We start from the raw sequence: 19,163 nt of genomic DNA, 5'->3' as shown, positions 1-19,163 counted from the left end.
GGCGATGCGTTCGAACATCCGACGGACGTCAAGATGACGAGAAGCCCCGTCGCACATGACAATACGAGGATGACGACGACGCGCCCGGCGAGCACTGCCGCTGAGGAACCCCGCAGCGCGCACGTTGCATCGGGTGATGCGGCTGCAACCGTCGACCACCTCCTGCTCGGCCCGCCCGAGCACGGGGTGACGCGCCACGGGGCGGCTCTCGCCGGTGCGCGCCGCACGTCGATGCTCGACGTGGGGACCGGCGCGCGTGACCTCGCGGCGTACCTCGCGGACGATGCGGGGCCCGTGCATGTTCACCTCACCGACGCGCTGCTCGGCGCCGACCACCGGGCGATCGAAGCCGGGGTGCGCGCGATCGGGGGCGCCGCGCGGCCCGTGCACGTCACGCTTCACGACATTCCGCAGCCCGCCGAGGGGCAGGCGCGCTACGAACGTCGCGCTGCGCTGTATGCGCGCATCGTCGCGGCCGCCGCGTCTGTTCAGGTGTGCAGCGAGGCCGAGCGCGCGATGCTGGGTGACGTCGTCGCGGCGCCTGCCGGTGACGCTGACAGCGCCGCTCGGGGTTTCGGCGACGCCGATGTCGCTGGCGTCGGTGTCGTCACGTTGCCGGTCGATGCACGACCGAGTGCAACCGCGGCGGGCGACGCGGTGCTCGCCCTGGGCGATGACGCGCCCGTCGGCGTCCTCGGGTTCGTCCATCCGGGCAAGGATCCGCAGTTGGCGCTCGATGTTGCCGCGGCGCTGGGTCGCAACCTCGTCATGCTCGGCGCGGTGGTCGAGGGGCACGAGGACTTCGTCGATGACTTGCGCCGCGACGCGAACGCGCGCGGAATCGAACTGCGCGTTCTCGGGCACCTGAGCGAGGACGAGATGGACGCCGCGATCGCGACGATCGCCGTGCCGCTCGCGGCCTACCGTCACATCTCCGCGTCGGGTTCGATCGGCCGATGGATCGCCGCCGGTCGCCGGCCGATCACGCTGGCCACGCCGTGGGTCGCCGAACTGTCGACGGCGGCACCCGGTTCGGTGACGGTCGTCGAACCTCGTACAGATGCAAGCGATTCGGGTGATCGGGATGGGGTGGTCGACGCTTTCGTCGATGCCGCCCGGTCGGCGCTGAGCGAACCGATGATGACCGTGACGAACCCGTCGCATCCCGGCTTGCTCACGACGCCGGACGCCGCGCGTCGCCAGACCGAACTGCTCGCCGCGCACCTGACGTCCCTGGGTGGTGTCGGGTGAGCGCGAACGCTCGCGCAGGCGAGCAGGGGGCTGACCTGAGCGTGGGTGACGGACGCGACGTCGACGTCGTCGTCACGCATTTCGAAGACCCGCAGCGTCTGCGATGGGTGCTGGATTCCCTGGCGGCGCAGGATGATTCGTCGCTGCGCCTCCACGTCGTCGTCGCGGATGACGGTTCGGCCACCCCGCCGAGCGTCCCCGACGGCGTCACGCTCCTGCGACAGGCGAACGAGGGCTTCCGCGCCGCGGCAGTGCGCAATCTCGGCGCGCGCGCCGGGTCGTCACCGGTCGTCCTCTTCCTCGACGGCGACACCGTGCCGACGCCCGGCTACTGTGCCGCGATGGTCGACGCCTTGCGAGAGGCGTCGCGCGAGGCGCCGGGCGCCGGCGCCCTCGTCGTCGGAGCCCGTCGGCATGCCGATCTCAGTGCCGTCGCCGCGCGGGGTGATGACGTCGTGTCCTGGTGTGCGGCAACCGATCCCGAGGCGCCGGCCGACGGTGACGTCCTCGCCGCACCCCAGTGGCTGCGCGACGGCTATACGCGCACGAACGACCTGCGTGACGCCGGCGACGGCGACTGGCGACTCGTCATCAGCGCCGTCATGGGCATGACGCGCGACGCGTTCGAACGACTCGACGGGTTCGACGAAAGCCTCGTGGGGTACGGCGGCGAAGACTGGGATCTCGCCTATCGCGCCTGGAACACCGGCGTCGCTCTGCGTCACGCGCCGGCCGCGGTGGCCTGGCACGACGGCCCCGACGCGGGGGAGCGAGCCGATCTCGCGCAGCTCAAGGAGGGCGAGCAGCTCGCGCTCGCTGCCCGCATTCCACAGCCAGACGTGCGGGGGCGCCACGGTATCTGGCGTGCCCCGCGCGTCGTCGTGTTCTGGCGGCCGGCGCGAACGGTGGCACCGAGCGGTGAATATGCCGCCCTCGAGTCGTGGCTCGCGCTCGCGGACGTCGGGATCTGGTGTGGTGAACGCCGACCCGAGGTGCTCACCCATGACCCTCGCGTGTGCGCCGGCGAACCGTCCGACGAGGTTCTGCAGCGCGCTGAGTTCATCGTCGACGTCATGCAGCCGTGCGTTCTGCGCGATGCCGAGGGTCTGCTCGCAGCGTGCGACGGCGCGCCATGGGTGGGCGCCGGCGTGACGGCGGCGCGCACCCGTCATCGGACGAATGTGGACGAAAATCGCAGAAGTGACAGGGCCGCTGGGCCGGTCGAATCGCACGCGGACGCGTCACCGATCGTCGAAACCGTGCCCGCAGACGGGCCTCTCGACCTCGAGGCCTGGGGCCGACGGAGGTGGTCATGAGCGAGCGCACCTATCCGTGCGTGACACGTGCGCTCACTCGCAGCCGTGACGGTTCGCCTCGCCCTGCTCTCGCCGGCGCCACCGTCATCGTGCCTGCGCGTGACGAAGAGCAGGCGCTTGCGCACTGCCTCACGGCGCTCGAACGAGCGCTCGTCGAGGTTGCTCATCTCGCGCCGGCGATGACGTTACGTGCGTGCATCGTCCTCGACACGTGCACCGACGACAGCGAGGCCATCGTGCGTGCCTTCGCGGGCGCCGCGGCGCACCGCGGGCAGTTCAGCGTGGAGCCGCTCGTCGTCACGGCGGGGAGCGTCGGGCGAGCGCGTGCCGCGGGAGTGCGCTGCGCGCTCGAATGGGCGGAACGTGACGGCATCGATGCCGACGCGCTGTGGCTCGCGTCGACCGACGCCGACACGCACGTCCCGCCGCACTGGCTGAGCGCCCACATCGCGACGGCCAACGCCGGCGCCGACGCGTACGTCGGCACCGTCGAACCGGACGCGGCTCTCACCGGCGCGCGGCGCGCAGAGTGGATGGAACGACACCATCTGCGGGAGGGGCATCCTCACGTGCACGGCGCGAATCTCGGTGTGCGCGCCTCTGCGTACCTGCGGGTCGGCGGGTTCGCGCCGCTGTCGCTGCACGAGGACGTAGACCTCGTCGAGCGGCTGCGCGCCGAGGACGAGCGCCTCGTGCGGGCGGCCGATGACGCGCGCGTCGTCACGTCGAGCCGTCTCGACGGGCGAGCTGTCGGCGGGTTCGCGACGTATCTGGCCAACCTGCGAGGAGGAGTCGCATGACGTCGCTGCGCATCGCCGTGCTCGCCACGAACCGCAACCCGTTGAGCGAGCCGTTCGCCGGCGGCCAGGAATCGCTGACGGCGGCGCTCGTCGCCGGGTTCCGTCGGCGCGGCCACCACGTCGTGCTGTTCGCGGCCGAGGGGACGCCGGCCGACGTGGCCGACAAGGTCGTGACGTACCCGGCGCTGCCGCGGTTCTCGGCGGTTGCCGCGCTCGACCCGCAGCTGCCGGAGAAGCCGTTTCTCGACGACCATCACGCGTTCACGTTCGCGGCCGCCGAACTGGCGCGCCGGGATCGTGCCGGTGAGCTCGACGTCGTCGCCAACCACAGCCTGCACCACCTGCCGATGTCGCTGTCGCGCGCCTACGACGCGCCGGTCGTCACGACGTTGCACACGCCGCCGTTTCCGTGGATGGAGCTCGGCGCTGCCCTCGCCTCGCCGGCGTCGCGGTTCGTCGCGGTGTCGAAAGCCCTCGCGGCGCAGTGGTCGACGGTGACGCGGCAGGTCGTGGCGAACGGTGTCGACGAGTCGCGTTTCGTCCTCGGGCCGGGTGCTGCCGACGGCCGTCTCGCCTGGGTCGGTCGGATCACGCCGGAGAAGGCGCCGCATCTCGCGATCGATGCGGCGCGGATGGCCGGGCGACGGCTGGCTCTTGTCGGGCCGGTCAGCGATGCCGCGTACTTCGAGGCGGAGATCGCGCCGCGGCTCGGGGGTGACGTCGAGCATCTCGGCGCATTGCGGCCGCAGGAGGTGGCGAAGGTCGTCGGGCGGAGCGACGCGTTGTTCGTCACACCGGCATGGGATGAGCCGTTCGGCCTCGTCGCCGTCGAGGGCGCGATGTGCGGGACGCCTGTCATCGCCCTCGCACGAGGTGGTCTCGTCGAGGTGGTGCGACCGGACATGGGTGTCCTCGTCGACGTGTCGACGAATCCGGTCGTGGATTCGTCTGAGCTCCCGGCAGGAGCCGTGATGGCGGCGCCCGACGACGTGCTGGTCGCCCGACTGGCCTCTGCCGTCACCGAAGTCGACGCTCTCGAGCGCGCGGCGGTGCGCGAGTGCGCCGTCCGCCATTTCTCTCTCGATGCCTGCATCGACGGGCATCTCGCGGTGCTGACGGAGGCGGCTGACGCGGCGCGCCGTTCGCAGCCTGGATCAGGCGCGCGATCCGTCGAAGGTCACACACCGCTGGATCCGCTCCCGAGCGACGCCGACGCGCGGCGGCTCGTCATCCGTGAGGACATGAAGCCTCCAGCCGGGGTTCGTCCGGGCGTGAGCGCGCCGAACGGCACGGGCAGCGACGTTGCGGACCGTCCGTTGCTCCCGGGGGGCCTTTCGGGCGACAGCGTCTCAGGCGGCGCCCAACCGGACGCGACAGGGGCGATGTCGTGATGCGCATCGGTTACTACGTGCACCATCACGGGCGGGGGCACGCGACGCGGGCGGGCGTCATCGGCGCCGAACTGACGCGGCGCGGGCACGTCATCACCTATCTCGGCAGCGGCGCACTACCCGACGGGGATCAGGTCGCGCTCGGGTCGGATGCCGATGAAGCGGATGCACCGTTCGTCGACCCCGATGCGGGTGGGCGTCTGCACTGGGCTCCGCTCGGCGGTGGCTACGCCGAGCGTTCGGCGCAGATCGCGGCGTGGGTGACCCAGGGGCGCCCGGACGTCGTCGTCGTCGACGTCTCTGTCGAGGTGACCGCTCTCGTGCGGCTGCTCGGCGTCCCCGTCGTCGTCGTGGCTCAGCCCGGGCGACGCGACGACGCACCGCATGCGCTGGCGTTCGACCTGGCGGCGGCTGTGCTGGCGCCCTGGCCGGCGCGGCTCGACGTCGCGCCGCACCTCGAACGCCATCGCGACAAGACGGTCGAAGTCGGTGGCCTGTCGCGCTTCGCGGGTCATGCTGCGGGGCCGAACACTGCGGGCGGTGGTTCGTCGGCATGTCCCTCCCCGAACTCCTCGGAAAGTGTTGCGTCAGGCCCGCGGGCGGCCGGTTCCCGCGATGCCGGCGGCTGCGGCGTCGCGGCGGACGTCTCGCAGAGCACTGCACCGGGCGCCGGATCCGGCGGTGCAGCAATAGACGCTGTGGGAGGCCCTTCGCTGGGCGCACGGCGAGGGGCCTCGTCAGATGCCTTGGCGGGCAGCGATTCTGACGGTGCCGCGGTGAACGTTCCGGAGGGCCTTTCGGTGGGCACGCCGAGAGGGGCCTTCTCGGACGCGACATCGCGGGGCGCCCAAGAGATACCAAGGTTGCGTGGTGTGCTCCTCGTCGGCGGCGAGGGCTGGGACGACGCTGAGCTTCCGGGCGCCGTCGAACGCGCTGTGCCGCAGGTCCATTGGCGGACGCCCGACGCCGACCACCCCGTCGAGGTTCTGCTCGCGACGGCTGACGTCGTCGTCACCCACGCGGGGCAGAATGCTCTTGCGGACGTCGCTGCCTTCGGTGTTCCTGCCGTCGTCGTGCCGCAGGAGCGTCCGTTCGACGAGCAGGCCGACATGGCTCGTGCTCTTGACGACGCCGGCATCGCGCGCAGGCTGACTCTGGGTGCGACCGCTGACGAGGTCGCTGCCGGCATCCGTGAACTCCTCGCCGGGGACGACGAGCGATTGACAGGACGTGCGTGGGCGCGCTGGTGCGTCGACGGCGCTGTTGACCGCGCGGCTGACGTCATCGAGGCCGCTGCGCGCGGGGCCGTCGCTGACCTAGCTGCTGGAACTGACGCCGACGATCTGGGAGATACTGTGCGTGGGAGCAGGCACGACATCGACGATGCTACGCGCGCAGGTGTCGCAGAGCGAGGCGTCCGCGAAGCCGGGGGCGCTGCGCGTGGAGTCGTCGAGGGCGGCTCCGGCTGGCCAGCCGCTACCGGCGCCGAGGCGCCCGCACTCGGAGATGGGACGCTGCAGTGATGACCGACATGGGGTCGGGCCGGACGCTGCCCGTCGCGGTCGTCACTCCGGTGCGGGGGCGTCTCGAGCACCTCGTCAATCAGCGACGGTTCCTCGACGAGGTGGCGCCCGACGTACGACACGTCATCGTCGCCGTCGACATGCCTGATCTGGGTGACGACCTGCGCGCGGCGGGCGTCATGGGTGAGAGCGTCAGCATCGTGCCCCTCGACGATCACCCGCTGGGCATGCCGACCGCGCGGGCCCGCAACGTCGGCGCGACGGCGGCACTCGATGATGGCGCGGAACTCATCGTCTTCCTCGATGTCGACTGCGTCCCCCTGCCCGGTTTCGTCGATGCGTCGCGTGACGCGCAGCGTCAGCTCGATGCTCGCGGCGAGCGTGCCGTGCTCAACGGCATCGTCACGTATCTGGGGGAGGACGATCGTCTCGAGGGTGAATTCCCGGCGGCTGCAAGACGTTTCGTCGCTCCGCATGCTGCGCGCCCAGCGCCGTCGTCGGGTGCGGTCGAGGTCGACGACGACCATCGTCTCCTGTGGTCGCTCGCGTTTGCGCTCGATGCCGACGCCTGGCGCGCGTGCGGCGGTTTCGACGAGCGGTACGTCGGGTACGGCGCGGAGGACACCGACTTCGGCATGCGGGCCCGTGACGCGGGCCTGCGGATGGCGTGGGTCGGCGGCGCGCACGCGTTGCATCAGTGGCATCCGAGCGCGAACCCGCCGCGCCATCACGTCGTCGACATCGTGCGCAACGCGAACCTCTACCGCGAGCGGTGGGGCACCTGGCCGATGGAGGGCTGGTTGCAGGCATTCGCCGACGAAGGCCTCGTCGAGTGGACCCCTACGTCGTTGTCCCTGGCGTCGCCGCATTGAGCCTTGCGGTGTGCCCGAATGTGGACAGGATTCGCAGGCCTGTCCGAGAATCGCGAATGTGGACGAAAATCGCAGTTGTACACGGCGCGCCGGGGCCATCCTGCGATCTACGTCCCCATCTGCGAATCCCGTCCACATTCGTACCGCGGGGTGACGCATCGCCACCGAGACGAAGAGCGCGGACGGGCCGACTACGCGCCGTCGCCGCCGCCGCTCCGCGGGGAGGCCTCAGCCTGGGCGCTTTCATCGACGCGGATGCGGCTGTACATGAACATGTCCTTGCGCGAATCGCCCACCTGCTGCCAGGAACGCAGCAGTCCTTCGCGTTCGAAACCACAGGCCTCGGCGCAACGCCATGACGCCTCATTCCACGGCTCGACGTAGAGCTCGAGGCGGGCCACGTCTTCGAGCGTCTCGGCCCAACCGCTCAGGATGGCGAGTGCGCGCTTCGCGTAGCCGCGTCCCCGGAACGCCGGCGCCAGCCAGTACCCCGTCGAGGCACGCCCCTGGTGGATGGAGCTGAGCCACAGGCCGATGTTGCCGATGCACTGATCGTGCTGGTCGGTGATGGCGAAGGAGTACCCGGCGCCGGTCCGTAGTCGCTCGTGCTGACGCGCTATGTAACTCAGCGCGTCGTCATGGGAACCGCTCGCGGGGACGGTCGTGATGAGGGGAATCAGCGGGTCGCGGGCAACGCTGCGAACCAGATCCACGTCATCGTTCACGAAAGCGCGAAGGGTGACACGTCCGTCCCCCAGGTTCGGCAGTTCGGCGGGGAGCATGGTCTCACTCTCTCCCCATCGGCGATCAGCGGCAACTGGATGACATGCCGAAGGCTCAGGATGCGCGGTCAGGGGGTGAGTCTCGCGATACGGTCGGGAAGTTGCCTCGCGGTCTTCGTCCGTGCTGCACATCGCCTGAGCGTTATCGCCCCGATGATCGGAACCTCGAATGTTCTCGCTCGAATCGCCACTGCAGACCGACGCGTGGGCCAAGGTCCAACGCAAGCTCGGCAAGCCGACGTCGACAGTGCAGGGTGACGGGTGGTCGGCACTGTGCGTCGAGGAGAAGCGCGCGGTCGGCTCCTACCTGTACGTGCCGTATGGGCCGATCTGCCGTGACGCGGGCGCACTCGACGACGCCTTGCGCGCCATCCACGCCCATGCTCGTCGACGGCGAGCCTGGTGGGTTCGCGTCGAGCCGCGCAGCAGCGAACGCGAGGCCCTCTGGTCGGACCTGCTGCTGTGGCGGGACGTGCTCGAGGCAGACAGATTCCACCCGGCGCTGCACGATCACCAACCGAAGCACACTCGCCTCATCGACCTGACTGCCGGCCCGGACGCCATCCTCGCCGCGGCGACGGGCAGCATCCGCACGATTCACCGCAACCACGCGAAGAAGGGCCTGGAGGTGCGGACGAGCCGCAACCCGGACGACGTCACCATCCTCGCCGCGTTCCTGTCGCAGGCTGCAGGGCACAAGCACATCGTCGCCCGCTCGGCCAGCTACCTGCACGCAGTGGCTTCCGCGATGGTGCCGGTGGACGCGGCGACCCTCTACTCGACGTGGAAGGACGGCGCCCCGCTGTGCGCCACCCTCGTCTACGACAGCCCCACCCAGCGGCTCTTCGCCCACGCCGCGATGCCCGTGGAGCATCGAAAACTGCGTCCGAACCAGCCCCTCATCACGCGCGCGCTGCTCGACGCCCACGACGCAGGCATTCGGACCGCTGACCTGTTCGGCCTCGCACCACCGGACGAGCCGAACCATCCCTGGGCGGGATTCAGCGCCTTCAAGCGTTCCTTCGGTGGCGAGGACGTCACCCACCTCGGCACCTGGGAACGCGACATCGTGCCCGGAGCGCGACGTGCCCTCGAGGCCCGCGAGCATCTCGCGGAACGTCGTCAGACGCAGCGGGCTCGAGGCCCGCAGGACAGCGCGGACTCGTCGGCGCCCGTGCCGACGACGGCGTCAGCGGAGAACAGCTCGGTGCCGCACTGACGATTGGCCGACGGGTCAACGGCGCGACTGGGGCGTCGTAGGGTCCGCGGGGGGCGACGGGGCAGCGGTGGTGACCACGACATCGCCGATGTGACGAGGATTCGCAGACCGGGACGCGGCTCGCAGAGGTGGACGAAAATCGCGAATTTCGTGCACATTCAGGCACACGACGTATGTCGCTCACAGACGCGCCAGGGGCGACGTCGCTTCAACGAGTGGGAATGCTGGCGCGGTAGATCTCGGAGTGAACGCGTGCTCCGGCATCGCGTTCGTCGCGGCGTGCGGCGACGTCGGCCGGGGCAGCGCGCCCTTGGTCGACGGCGACCAGGATCGTGTCGGCAAGCCTGCGAGCGTCGACGGTGGCGTCCTCACTCGCGGCCGCACCGTCCTCGGCCTCATCGCCCCGGCCCGCGAGATCGTAGAGGACGGGCGCGTGCTGTTCGCCGTAGAACCCGACGTTCGGTGCCACGACGCGCACGCCGAGGTCGTGACACATCTCGATCCACCCCGAGTGGGTGCCCCAGACGTTCGCCATGACGCTGACGTCGAGGCCGCCGACGAACGCGAACAGCGTCGCGTCATCCATCGGCTCGTGCAGGACGAGCGTGATGGCGCCGCGCGCCGCCAGCGCCTCGGCGCGCTCGACGACGCAGGCGTCGTGACCGCGATCGGTTGGGTCCGCCACGGCGCGGTGCATCGTCACGACGATCTCGACGTCAGGCCGCTCATCGGCGACGAGGGCGAGCGCGTCGAGCGCTCCCGCTGCGTCTACGTTCGTGCGAAGACTCTTGAGGTGCAAGCCGATTCGCCGACGATCATTTCGCGCGGGCGCCGCTGTGCTGTCGTAGCTCGACCGCGCGTCGGCGCGGTTCGTCCGAGAGGAAGTGTCATCGAGCAGGAGCGCGGCCATGACGTCCAGCGGCACGATGTGCGGGTGGCGCACGACGACGGCGTCGCGACCCCAGCGAGCCTGGATCGCATCAGCCGCGCCCTGCGTCAGCGTGATGACGGCGTCAGCCGCCGGCACGAGCGCGTCGAGTCGGCTGAGCTGCGCCGCCGGGTCCTTGATGTGCGGGTTGCGCAGGTCGTGCACCGTGACGACGACGCCCTTGCCCAGCTCGTGCGCCACGTCGACGACCTCGCGCAGGTGCTCAGGGCTGAACGACTCGAACCCGAAGTGGACGTGCAGCACGTCGAACTCGCCGGCATGCTCGCGTAGCCAGGCCGGATCGAGGATGCGCGGCGGCCACCAGCGCGTCGAGCCGTCGTCAGCGATGACGGGCGGGTCGGGCAGGCGGATCACCTCGTCGCACCCGTCGCCTGGTGTCTCGCCGGATGGGGAGAGGTGCGCGACGTAGGGGTGATCGGCCGGAACCGACGCGACACGAATCATGGCTTCTCCTGGACGCGATCTCATCGGCTACGACACTGAGCACGACACAGTGAACGCGACCGAGGGCGGGCGCCGTCACCCTACCCGCAGGCTCGCCCGTTGACGGATCATCGTTGCCCGGATTCGCGTCATGTTCGACGCCAATCCGGGCAACGATCGTCCCTCGGCCTGACAAGTGCATCGCGCATCTGCAGTCAGACGGTGCCGCCGACATGAGCCAGGCCCCGGGCAGGCGGCGCGAGGCAGCCCCGTCTTCATCGGCTCGGGCATGTCGGACGTGCTCCGGTGGACACGCGGCGGCGTGGGCCGTCACAGTGGGCGGGTGAGTGAACCCGAGCGCACCCCGGACGGTCGGTACATCGTCGTGAACGGTCGACGCTGGCGCGCGTCCGACCCCGGCATCCCGCCGAAGCTGCGGCAAGAACTCGTCGACGAACTGATGGCCGCCCGTCGCCTCGTGCGCACGGACGCCGAGCACGCCCGACCGCGCGTGCAGGAGGCCAAGATCGCTCTCGGCGAGCGGGGCTACGAATGGTGGACTACTCCGTCCGACGACGAACGCGACGTCCGCATCGAAGCGACGATCCGCGCGCTGCTGCGTCATCGCGCCGGCAAGAGCATCTGCCCCAGCGACGTCGCGCGCGTGGTCGGCAGCGGCGCGCACACTGACATCCATGGCGACGGTATTTCGCAGGCGAGTGGCCACGAGACGGCGACCCAAGTCGGAGGCGAGTCGACCACCACGGGGGGCAGCGATGTGACGAACGGCGATGATGGGTGGCGCGACCTCATGCCCGCCGTCCGCGCCGTGGCGCATCGAATGCGAGCGGCCGGCGAGGTGCTCGTCACCCAGAAGGGCAAGGCCGTCGACGAGACAGCTCGCGGGCCCGTCAGGATCATCTTTGCCGACGGTGGCGCTGACGATGACATTCGTGGTGACGCTGGGGAGCGCCCCACGTCGTGATGTTCCCCGACATCGCGTCGCTGCCGACGCGATGTCGGGCGAAAATCGCTGACGCTCAGTCTGACGACGGGCGTATCACTCGAGATCCGCCGCGACCGTCCCCCGACGCCGCCCTGAGTGTCAGCCTGGCACCACAGGTTGACATCCACCGTAGACCGCAGAGGGGGGACACCCACGTCAAGGGCGTCGGGCGGCCGATCTCACTACACGACGTGCGGCAGGACGAACAGCATGAGCATCGACCACGTCAGGTGCGTGACGATCGGCCCCGCGAGCGAGCCCGACTGCTGACGCAGGACGGCGACGACGAAGCCGAGCATCGCCGCGGCGAGTGCGAGCAGCGGAATGCCGGTCAGGGCCGTGACGGCGGTGTAGGCGACCGTCGTCCACAGCACGCGCTTCCTCGGCGACAGCACGCGCCAGAGCCCGCCTCGGTAGAACACCTCCTCGGCGATGCCGTTGACGGCCGTCGTCAGTGCGACGATCGGCAGGCTGCCCTTGCGGGCATGGTCGAGCAGGTGCGAGACGGGGTCGCGCAGCGCCGGGATGAAGCGCACGAGAAACGCGCCGACGACGAACAACAGCGCCAACGCGATGCCGATGCCGAACGCCTCGAGCAGTTCGCGTCCGTCAGCGCGCCAGCGCAGCCTGGTCGCGCCGACCCGGCCGGCCGCGAAGATCCCCGCTCCGTAGATGACGGCGACGAGGAACGTCGCCGGGTAGAACAGGGCCTGCCCCGGCTCGAGATTGAGCGACCACGACAGTGCGACGGCGGCCGCGACGCCCGTCGCGCCGATGATGACCCGCGTCGCCCCGAGACGATGCTCGGGCACGGGATCGGTTGCGGCGTCACGTAGTTCGACGTCGCGTGCCCCTGCGAGCGCGGCGCCGAAGACGTGGCGAGGTGAGCGGTGCGATGTCGCCATCAGCGTCCCGGGTTGCGACGGGCGATGACCGCGCTGAGGACGGTGGCGAACCCCGTCCACGCCGCGTACGGCGCGAGCACGACGCCCTTCTCCGGCGAGGCCTTGTGCGCGCGGCGCACGAGGTCGGCCGAGCTGGCGGCGAGCACCGCAGCCTCCAGCACCGCCGGACGCAGCTTCTTCGCGGCGAAGAACGTGCCGTTCCAGCCGACGTTGAGGGCCAGGTTCGCGGCGAGCGCCGCGATGTACGCCCGCTGTTCCTTGGTGCGGCCCGTCTCGGCGAGGTCGGCGATCGTCAGGCTCGAGATGAGCGCGAGGTCGGTGTAGAGCGCGCTCCACACGATCGGGAACGCGGCGGGCGGCGGCTGGATCGCAGGCTTGCGCAGCGTGCGGTACCACGCCGACTTCGGGTCGGTCAGCAGCGAGCCGGCGACGGCGGTCGCGGCGACGGCGGCGGACGTCAGCCCGAGCGTGCGTACCCAGCGCGTGGTGTCGAGGTCCTTCACGGCCGCGCGCACGGCATCCTCGAACGTCGTGTGACCGCCCGGAGGTGCGCCGACGAGGTCGTCGAGGTCGCGTTCGTGGACGACGGTGTCGTGCTGCAGGCTGCCGATGAGCGGCGCCGCCAGGCTGCTGGAGACGGGCGTCACGAGGCCGATCCAGTGCCCGGCGAGTCCGGCCGTCGTCACCGGCGCGGTGCCCACGATGCGCGGCAGCCAGCGCTTCGTCGCCTTCGCGTAGCGCTTCATCATGTCGCCGTACGGCATCGGTTCGGGGCCGCCGATGTCGAAGGTGCGGCTGACGTCGGCGGGCAGGTCGGCGGCACCGACGAGATAGTGCACGGCGTCGGCGACGGCGATCGGCTGGATGCGGTTCTTGATCCACTTCGGCGCGATCGCGCCGGGCAGGCGCTCGCTGAGGTTGCGCAGCATGATGAACGACGACGACTCGTCACCGATGACGACGCCCGCCTGCAGCGCCGCCGTCGGAACGCCGGAGTCGATGAGCACGTGGCCCACCTCGACGCGCGAGCGCAGGTGGTCGGACAACTGCTCGACGTCCTCGTCGTCCGGGTGCAGGCCACCGAGGTAGACGATGCGCGAGACGCCGGCGTCGCGGGCGGCGTCGGCGAACGTCGAGGCCATCTCCTTCTCCTCGGAGACGAAGTCGTCGGACGTGCTCATCGAGTGCAGCAGGTACCAGGCGACGTCGACGTCCTGCATGGCGCGCGCGACGTCGGAGGCCTCGGACGCGTCACCCTCGACGACCTCGACGTGCTCGCCCCACGGCAGCGCACGCACCTTCTTCTCGCTGCGGCTGAGCACGCGCACGCGCCATCCCCGCTCGACGAGTTCAGCGGCCACCTGGCCGCCGACGTATCCGGTGGCCCCGGTGACGAGGGCGAGGCGAGAGGTCATGAAGTCCATCCGTTTCATCGAGGAATGCGCGTGGATCACGTTGGAATTTCAGGATAGTCGTACCTGACGTCGGCGTCAGCGGCGCCGGTCACAGCGGGGTTGCTCAGCGCGTGCGTCAGCTGCGCCGCTCATGCGGGCGCACCTGAGCGCCGCGGTGCGTGGGGAACGGTTCGCCGTCATTCCAGCCTGCCGGCGCCCACGAGGGGGCTGGGCGGCTGCGGCCTACACTCCTCGACGTGTCCGAACCTCAGGGCGAGCCCTCGTACCCGCCGCTCCGAGCCGAGCGCCGCTCGGCTCGGCGCGAGCGTTCGGCGGCGGCATTGCTCGTCCTCGGGCTCGTGCTGTGCGTGGGCGCGTACGTCGCGGCGGTGCATGCTCGGGGCGCGTCGTTCTCCTGGCGGCGCGCGATGATCAGCGACCTCGGACGCACGATCTGCCGCGACTGGCACGGATTCTGGGTCTGCTCGCCGCGCGCCGACCTCTTCAACGTCGCCGTCGGCGTCGCAGGAGCCTGCATCCTGACGGCGGGGGTTCTGACGCGCGATCGACTCGGACGATTGCTGACGGCGGCGCTCGTCTGCCTCGGCGTCGGACTCGTGTGGGTCGCGGTCTTTCCCGCTGACGGAGCCATCGGGGTGCACTTGGTGGGCGGCGTGCTCGCGCTGCCGGCGCCGTCCGTCCTGTTGCTCGCACATGGGCTGGTGGGGGTGCGGTCGGCCGACTCACGAGGGGATCACGATCGGTTCGCGAGCGAGCGCGAGCCCCGTCACACGCTGACGCGCGTGCTCGGGGCGCTGGGTGCCGTGTCGTCGCTCATGAGTCTCGACCACGTCATGCCGGCGCCGGCGCCCATCCCGCGCGGGGTGGCGGAGGGCGTCTCGCTGCTGGCGCTCGCAGTTGCTCTCGTCGTCGTGGCGTTCGACCTGCTGCGACGCCCGCGCGACATCACCGCACCCTGACACACCCCGCCTCCCTCGATGTTGCCCGGGTGTCACGGCGCCCGCGCCCCAAGAAGTGGGCAACATCGCGGCCTTGGACGCGCGCCGCGCCACACGAGGAGTGGGGGAGTGCGCCTCAACCGCCGAGGCGGCGCAACGTCGGCCAGACGGCGCCCCATCCTCCTCGCGGGTCGGAACATCGCAGCATCGTCGTGGCGTCGAGGCCGAACGGGTCGTGCGGCGCGATGAGCCGCCCAGCGGGGTCGCAGCGCGTGAACGCCGCACGGATGCGGTGCTCGTCCCCACCGACGGCGAGGACGTCGTGCGTGCCCCCGTCGCTGCGTGGCGGCCCGAGGCTCCAGAGCGCGTTGTGCCACGAGGCGACGTCGGCACGCGGCACCCCGAGCGCAGGGCCGTACTGATGTGCAGCTCCGGCGAGGGCATACGAATCGGTGACGATGGCCGCACCCGTCGGACGGGCTGTCGCCATCTGGGCGGCGAGTGACGGCCAGTCGGTCTGGTCGCGCTGCATGGGGTCGAGGGCGGAGACGATGGAGAACGCCGGTGACGAAGCGGGCACGATCGGTAGGCAGATGAGGGCTGCGACGACGGCGTTCGCCGTCACGACGATGGGCGCGCGCCGCCACACGTGCTCCTCGTCCACAGCCGCCCGCGCCCAACCGACCGCGACAAGCGGAAAGAACACCGCGACCGCGTAGTAGGGCTGCGCAGGGGAGACGAGCGCTAACACAAGGACGATCGCGGCCATGACGGCGAACACCGGCCCGGTGCGCTGTTGTGGTGGGTCCGGGGCGATGCGGCCGGCGTGACCGTCGTCGGTGGAGAAAGGATCGTTCGTGACGCCGCCGAACGCCTTGACGCGGGCGTCGTCAGCGGGACCGCTGCGCCAGCCGCCCGCCTCGACGCGCCCACCGCCGTCGTGGCCGTCGTCAGCTCCGGGGTGGGCGGCCCTACGACTTCCCGGGCGCCACCACAACCCCCGCCACGCGACCTGCACGAACGGCGGTCCGACGAACACGACGAGCAGTGGCACGACGAGCCACCGGTTGAGTGCCCCATGACGGGCGACGAGGTCGGCCGAGACGTCGAGCATCGGCACGCCGTGAACGATCTGCGCCCCCACCTGGAACCCGCCGACCGCGACGAGCAACGCGGCGCCGCACCAGGCGTCACGGGTGCGCAGCACCCACCGGGCGCACGCGGCGAGCGCGACGAAGGCCGCCGCGACGAGCACGAGGACGAGCAGCTTGTTCCAGCACGCCACCCCAGCCGCCGCGCCGGCCCACGTCAGCGCATGGCGACGCCCCGTCAGCGCAGCGACGACACCGAGCACGACGAGCTGCCACCCGAGCAGATCGAGGCTCGCCGTCAGCATGACGTGCCCCATGAGCAGCGGATAGACGGTGAACGCATGCGCCCACGCGGCGATGCGCTGCACCCTCACATCAGCGCCGAGAAGCCGCGGAAACAGCCCCGCGACGAGCGCGCCCGCCCCCGCCGCGAGCGCGGCCGGCAGCCGTTGCACCCACACCGCGTCACTCACCGACGCCGCTGCGTGCGCGAGCCAGACGGTGAGCGGCGGCTGATCGTCGTACCACCACGCGGGCGGCAACATGCGAAAGTACAGCTCGTCGCCGTGAAAACCGTGGCGCGACGCCGTCGCGAGCAGCACGATCATGACGGCCAGCGCTGCCGGAGCACCGGGGCGCCACCACGGCTGCGCCTCGACGAACCGCGCCGACACACGCCACCTCGATGAACTCGACGCGGACAGCGTCACGTCATGCCCCGCCGACGAACTCTTCTAGGGCGGGGACGGCCACGCCCGCGCCGTCCTCGGTCGCCACCTGACGTCCGAGATCCACTGCACGCTCGCGCATTCCAGCACTCATCGCCGCGCGCAGCCGACGCGTCAGCAACCCCGCGGTGAGCAATCGACGCGGCAGCGGCGCGGGTGCGAGGTCGAGCGTGTGGAGGCGGTGCGCCCAGTGGTACTGGTCGGCGAAGTGTGGGACGACGACGCTGGGCGCGCCCGCGGCGAGCGCGGTACCCGTCGTCCCCGACCCGCCGTGGTGGACGACGGCGCGCACCTGCGCGAACAGCGCGTGGTGCGGCTCGTCATCGATGCCGACGACGACGCCATCCGCCTCGCGCGGCGCCCCGTCGAGATGGACGAGCGCGCGCACGCCGAGTCTCCGGCACGCCTCGGTGACGACGTCGACGACGCGGCCCGGTGAGTTCTGGTGCATCGAGCCGAACCCGACGGCGATCCACTCGTCGCCGGAGGCGAGCAGCGCCCGGGTGCGCTCCGACAAGCCCTCGTGCGGCGCCTCGCGCCACCACCCCGTGACGACAGTGCGGGAGTCGTCCACCGGCTCGGCGAGCAGCGGGCTGTACGCGTGCAGCGAGCCAAGAGTCGCCGTCGTCAGGCCCGTGGGGTGGGCGGCGCGCAGGTCGAGTCGGCCGTCGGCCCATCCGCCGTCGACGCCCGCGAAGTACGGTTCGACGCGCCGCAGCGCTCCACGCGCGCGACGCCGCACACCGGTGGGCAGCGTCCACGCGTACGGCAGCAGCGGCATCGGCCCGTCGAGCGTGTCGAACTCGGGCCACAGGTGCGCGCGGACGACGGGGACGTCGGCGCGCATCGCCTCGTCGACGGCGGCGATGGCGAAGCTGGAGGCGACGAGGACGTCGGCGCCCGCGAGCGCCTCACGCGTGGTCGGCCCGAACGACTGCAGGAACTCGGCGAACACGTTGCGCGTGCGGTTGAGCGCGCGCAGATCACCACGCCGCAGTGCGGTGCCCGCCGGGCCGGCGAGGAGGGCACCCGGATCGCTCGCCACCGTCACGACGCGCGGGCCGTCAGGCATGACGTGCGCGAGCGACGCGTGGGTGACGACGGTGACGTCGTGCCCACGGGCGACGAGACGCGCGGCGAGCACCCCGAACGGGACGGCGTCGCCGCGGCTGCCGGCGGCGGCGATGACGACCCTCATGCAGCTTGCTCCGACGGGTGAACGCACGGGGTTTCGGTGCTCGCGTCGCGTTCGCGCGGGCGTCGGAATCGCATGGCACACCTTCGAATAGCCGGACGGGTGCCCTCATCGTAGTGCCGCCACGACGGCACGAACGGGCCCGCAGAGTCGCCGCGGCACGGTCGCGAACGCCAACCCCCATGGTCGAATTCCGTGATTTTCCAACGCCTCCGGGGCGCTCGCATCGGCGCGTCGGCGGCTATGCTCATGGTTCGGACCCGCGAGCAGGTCCCCCTCACCTGCGACCGGCCGATGGACGTTCACACCCCGCCACCCGTGGAGGCACTCGTGACAGACCCCGAGGCCCTCCTCACGCATGGCTACCGCCAGGCGCGCGACATCACCCGCATGCACGGCACGACGTACTACTGGGGGACGCTGTTCCTGCCGCCGCAGCAGCGCCGCGACGTCTACGGCCTGTACGCCCTGTGCCGCCTGGCCGACGACATCGTCGACGAGCCCGAGGAGGCCACCGGGCACGGCCTCGACGCATCGTTGCCGCCGGGGGAGCGTCTCGCGCAGTTCGAACAGCGCTTCCAGGCCGACCTCGCCGCGGGGCGCAGCGACGACCCGTTGTTCGCCGCCATCGTCGACACCGCCCGGCGTCTCGACCTCGATTCCGGTTGCTACGACCGCTTCTTCGGCGCCATGCAGCTCGATCTCGTCCGCACGTCGTGGGCGTCGTGGCCTCAGCTGCGCGACAAGTACATGGAGGGCTCGGCCGCCGTCATCGGCGAGATGATGCTGCCTGTGCTGCGCCCGCGCTCGCGGGAGGCCGCGTTCGCTCCGGCCCGCGCGCTGGGGCTCGCGTTCCAGCTGACGAACTTCCTGCGCGATGTCGGCGAAGACCTCGAACGCGGTCGCGTCTACCTGCCCGCCGACGAACTCGCCGCGCACGGCGCCGACCCGTGGCTGCGCCGCGTCACCCCGCAGTGGCGCGCGTTCATGGCCGAGCAGATCGCCCGAAACCGCGCGCTGTTCCACGACGCCGAAGCCGGTCTGCCGCACCTGCCGGCCTCGTCGCGACGGTGCGTGGGCGCGGCGCTCGCGATGTACTCACGCATCCTGTGCCTCATCGAGGCGGCCGACTACGACGTGTTCAGCACGCGCCACCGCGTCTCCGCAGCACGCAAGAGCGCCATCGCGGGAGCCGTCGTCGTCACCGGACGCGCCCGAACTGCGGCGCCGGTCGCGCCCTCGTCATCGGCCGTGGCGAACGAGCCGGCCGTGACGTCATCCGCGTCATGAGCGAGGTGAACCCGACGATGGAGACCGGCTCGACCCACCGCACCCCCTCGCCCACCGAAACTCGCCGAA

The 19,163-nt window shown here is 71.0% G+C and carries 16 protein-coding genes; 10 read left to right on the top strand and 6 right to left on the bottom strand.

Going from position 1 to position 19,163, the window contains the following annotated elements:
• Positions 1 to 69 precede the first annotated feature (69 nt).
• Genes J4Z35_RS04370 through J4Z35_RS04345 form a run of 6 tightly spaced genes read left to right on the top strand, consistent with a single transcriptional unit; the run spans position 70 to position 7,153 of the window.
• Entirely contained in the window at positions 70 to 1,251 is a 1,182-nt protein-coding gene (locus J4Z35_RS04370) for a hypothetical protein (RefSeq protein WP_208065364.1), read from the top strand.
• On the top strand, positions 1,248 to 2,567 hold the full coding sequence (locus J4Z35_RS04365) for a glycosyltransferase (protein ID WP_144693627.1): 1,320 nt from the start codon (positions 1,248 to 1,250) through the stop codon (positions 2,565 to 2,567). The genes J4Z35_RS04370 and J4Z35_RS04365 overlap by 4 nt, the downstream gene beginning before the upstream one ends.
• Entirely contained in the window at positions 2,564 to 3,367 is an 804-nt protein-coding gene (locus J4Z35_RS04360) for a glycosyltransferase (RefSeq protein WP_082740547.1), read from the top strand. The genes J4Z35_RS04365 and J4Z35_RS04360 overlap by 4 nt, the downstream gene beginning before the upstream one ends.
• A complete protein-coding gene (locus tag J4Z35_RS04355) occupies positions 3,364 to 4,758 on the top strand; it encodes a glycosyltransferase (RefSeq protein WP_144693625.1) in 1,395 nt (464 codons plus the stop codon). The genes J4Z35_RS04360 and J4Z35_RS04355 overlap by 4 nt, the downstream gene beginning before the upstream one ends.
• On the top strand, positions 4,758 to 6,281 hold the full coding sequence (locus J4Z35_RS04350; protein ID WP_208065363.1) for a glycosyltransferase: 1,524 nt from the start codon (positions 4,758 to 4,760) through the stop codon (positions 6,279 to 6,281). Before J4Z35_RS04355 ends, J4Z35_RS04350 begins: the two co-directional genes overlap by 1 nt.
• A complete protein-coding gene (locus J4Z35_RS04345) occupies positions 6,281 to 7,153 on the top strand; it encodes a galactosyltransferase-related protein (RefSeq protein WP_208065362.1) in 873 nt (290 codons plus the stop codon). The genes J4Z35_RS04350 and J4Z35_RS04345 overlap by 1 nt, the downstream gene beginning before the upstream one ends.
• 191 nt (positions 7,154 to 7,344) lie before the next feature.
• Here the strand turns inward: J4Z35_RS04345 and J4Z35_RS04340 are convergent, their stop codons facing one another.
• Positions 7,345 to 8,067 (bottom strand): GNAT family N-acetyltransferase, encoded by a 723-nt coding sequence (locus J4Z35_RS04340; RefSeq protein WP_231729383.1) that lies wholly within the window; start codon positions 8,065 to 8,067, stop codon positions 7,345 to 7,347.
• A 37-nt stretch (positions 8,068 to 8,104) separates the two neighbouring features.
• On the opposite strand from J4Z35_RS04340, the gene J4Z35_RS04335 reads away from it, so the two are divergent.
• Positions 8,105 to 9,154, top strand: a complete 1,050-nt coding sequence (locus tag J4Z35_RS04335) for a GNAT family N-acetyltransferase (protein ID WP_208065361.1) — start codon at positions 8,105 to 8,107, stop codon at positions 9,152 to 9,154.
• Positions 9,155 to 9,362: 208 nt separating this feature from the next.
• Here the strand turns inward: J4Z35_RS04335 and J4Z35_RS04330 are convergent, their stop codons facing one another.
• On the bottom strand, positions 9,363 to 10,547 hold the full coding sequence (locus J4Z35_RS04330) for a glycosyltransferase (protein WP_208065360.1): 1,185 nt from the start codon (positions 10,545 to 10,547) through the stop codon (positions 9,363 to 9,365).
• Between the two features lie 322 nt (positions 10,548 to 10,869).
• Here J4Z35_RS04330 and J4Z35_RS04325 point away from each other — a divergent pair, with 322 nt between their 5' ends.
• Positions 10,870 to 11,511 (top strand): DUF3253 domain-containing protein, encoded by a 642-nt coding sequence (locus J4Z35_RS04325; protein WP_260852880.1) that lies wholly within the window; start codon positions 10,870 to 10,872, stop codon positions 11,509 to 11,511.
• A gap of 203 nt (positions 11,512 to 11,714) precedes the next feature.
• On the opposite strand, the gene J4Z35_RS04320 is transcribed toward J4Z35_RS04325, so the two are convergent.
• A complete protein-coding gene (locus tag J4Z35_RS04320; protein WP_062256485.1) occupies positions 11,715 to 12,437 on the bottom strand; it encodes a CPBP family intramembrane glutamic endopeptidase in 723 nt (240 codons plus the stop codon).
• On the bottom strand, positions 12,437 to 13,852 hold the full coding sequence (locus J4Z35_RS04315; protein ID WP_074046442.1) for a tryptophan-rich sensory protein: 1,416 nt from the start codon (positions 13,850 to 13,852) through the stop codon (positions 12,437 to 12,439). Before J4Z35_RS04315 ends, J4Z35_RS04320 begins: the two co-directional genes overlap by 1 nt.
• Positions 13,853 to 14,088: 236 nt before the next feature.
• Between J4Z35_RS04315 and J4Z35_RS04310 the strand changes: the two genes are divergently transcribed.
• The gene (locus J4Z35_RS04310; RefSeq protein ID WP_208065359.1) at positions 14,089 to 14,811 is read left to right on the top strand and encodes a DUF998 domain-containing protein; all 723 of its coding nucleotides are present in this window, start codon (positions 14,089 to 14,091) and stop codon (positions 14,809 to 14,811) included.
• 115 nt (positions 14,812 to 14,926) lie between these two features.
• Here J4Z35_RS04310 and J4Z35_RS04305 read toward each other — a convergent pair whose 3' ends face one another.
• Positions 14,927 to 16,555, bottom strand: coding sequence for a glycosyltransferase family 39 protein (locus J4Z35_RS04305; protein ID WP_208065358.1), 1,629 nt, complete (start codon positions 16,553 to 16,555; stop codon positions 14,927 to 14,929).
• Positions 16,556 to 16,592: 37 nt separating this feature from the next.
• Positions 16,593 to 17,807, bottom strand: a complete 1,215-nt coding sequence (locus tag J4Z35_RS04300; RefSeq protein ID WP_208065357.1) for a glycosyltransferase — start codon at positions 17,805 to 17,807, stop codon at positions 16,593 to 16,595.
• A 327-nt stretch (positions 17,808 to 18,134) separates the two neighbouring features.
• Here J4Z35_RS04300 and J4Z35_RS04295 point away from each other — a divergent pair, with 327 nt between their 5' ends.
• Complete coding sequence (locus tag J4Z35_RS04295) at positions 18,135 to 19,094, top strand: phytoene/squalene synthase family protein (protein ID WP_208065356.1); 960 nt, start codon at positions 18,135 to 18,137, stop codon at positions 19,092 to 19,094.
• The last annotated feature ends 69 nt before the right edge of the window (positions 19,095 to 19,163 follow it).

The organism is Dermacoccus sp. NHGro5 (assembly GCF_017565385.1).
Classification (GTDB): Bacteria; Actinomycetota; Actinomycetes; order Actinomycetales; family Dermatophilaceae; genus Dermacoccus; species Dermacoccus nishinomiyaensis.
The sequence above is the reverse complement of the archived record's forward strand: the minus strand, read 5'-3'. Positions and strand labels throughout refer to the sequence as shown.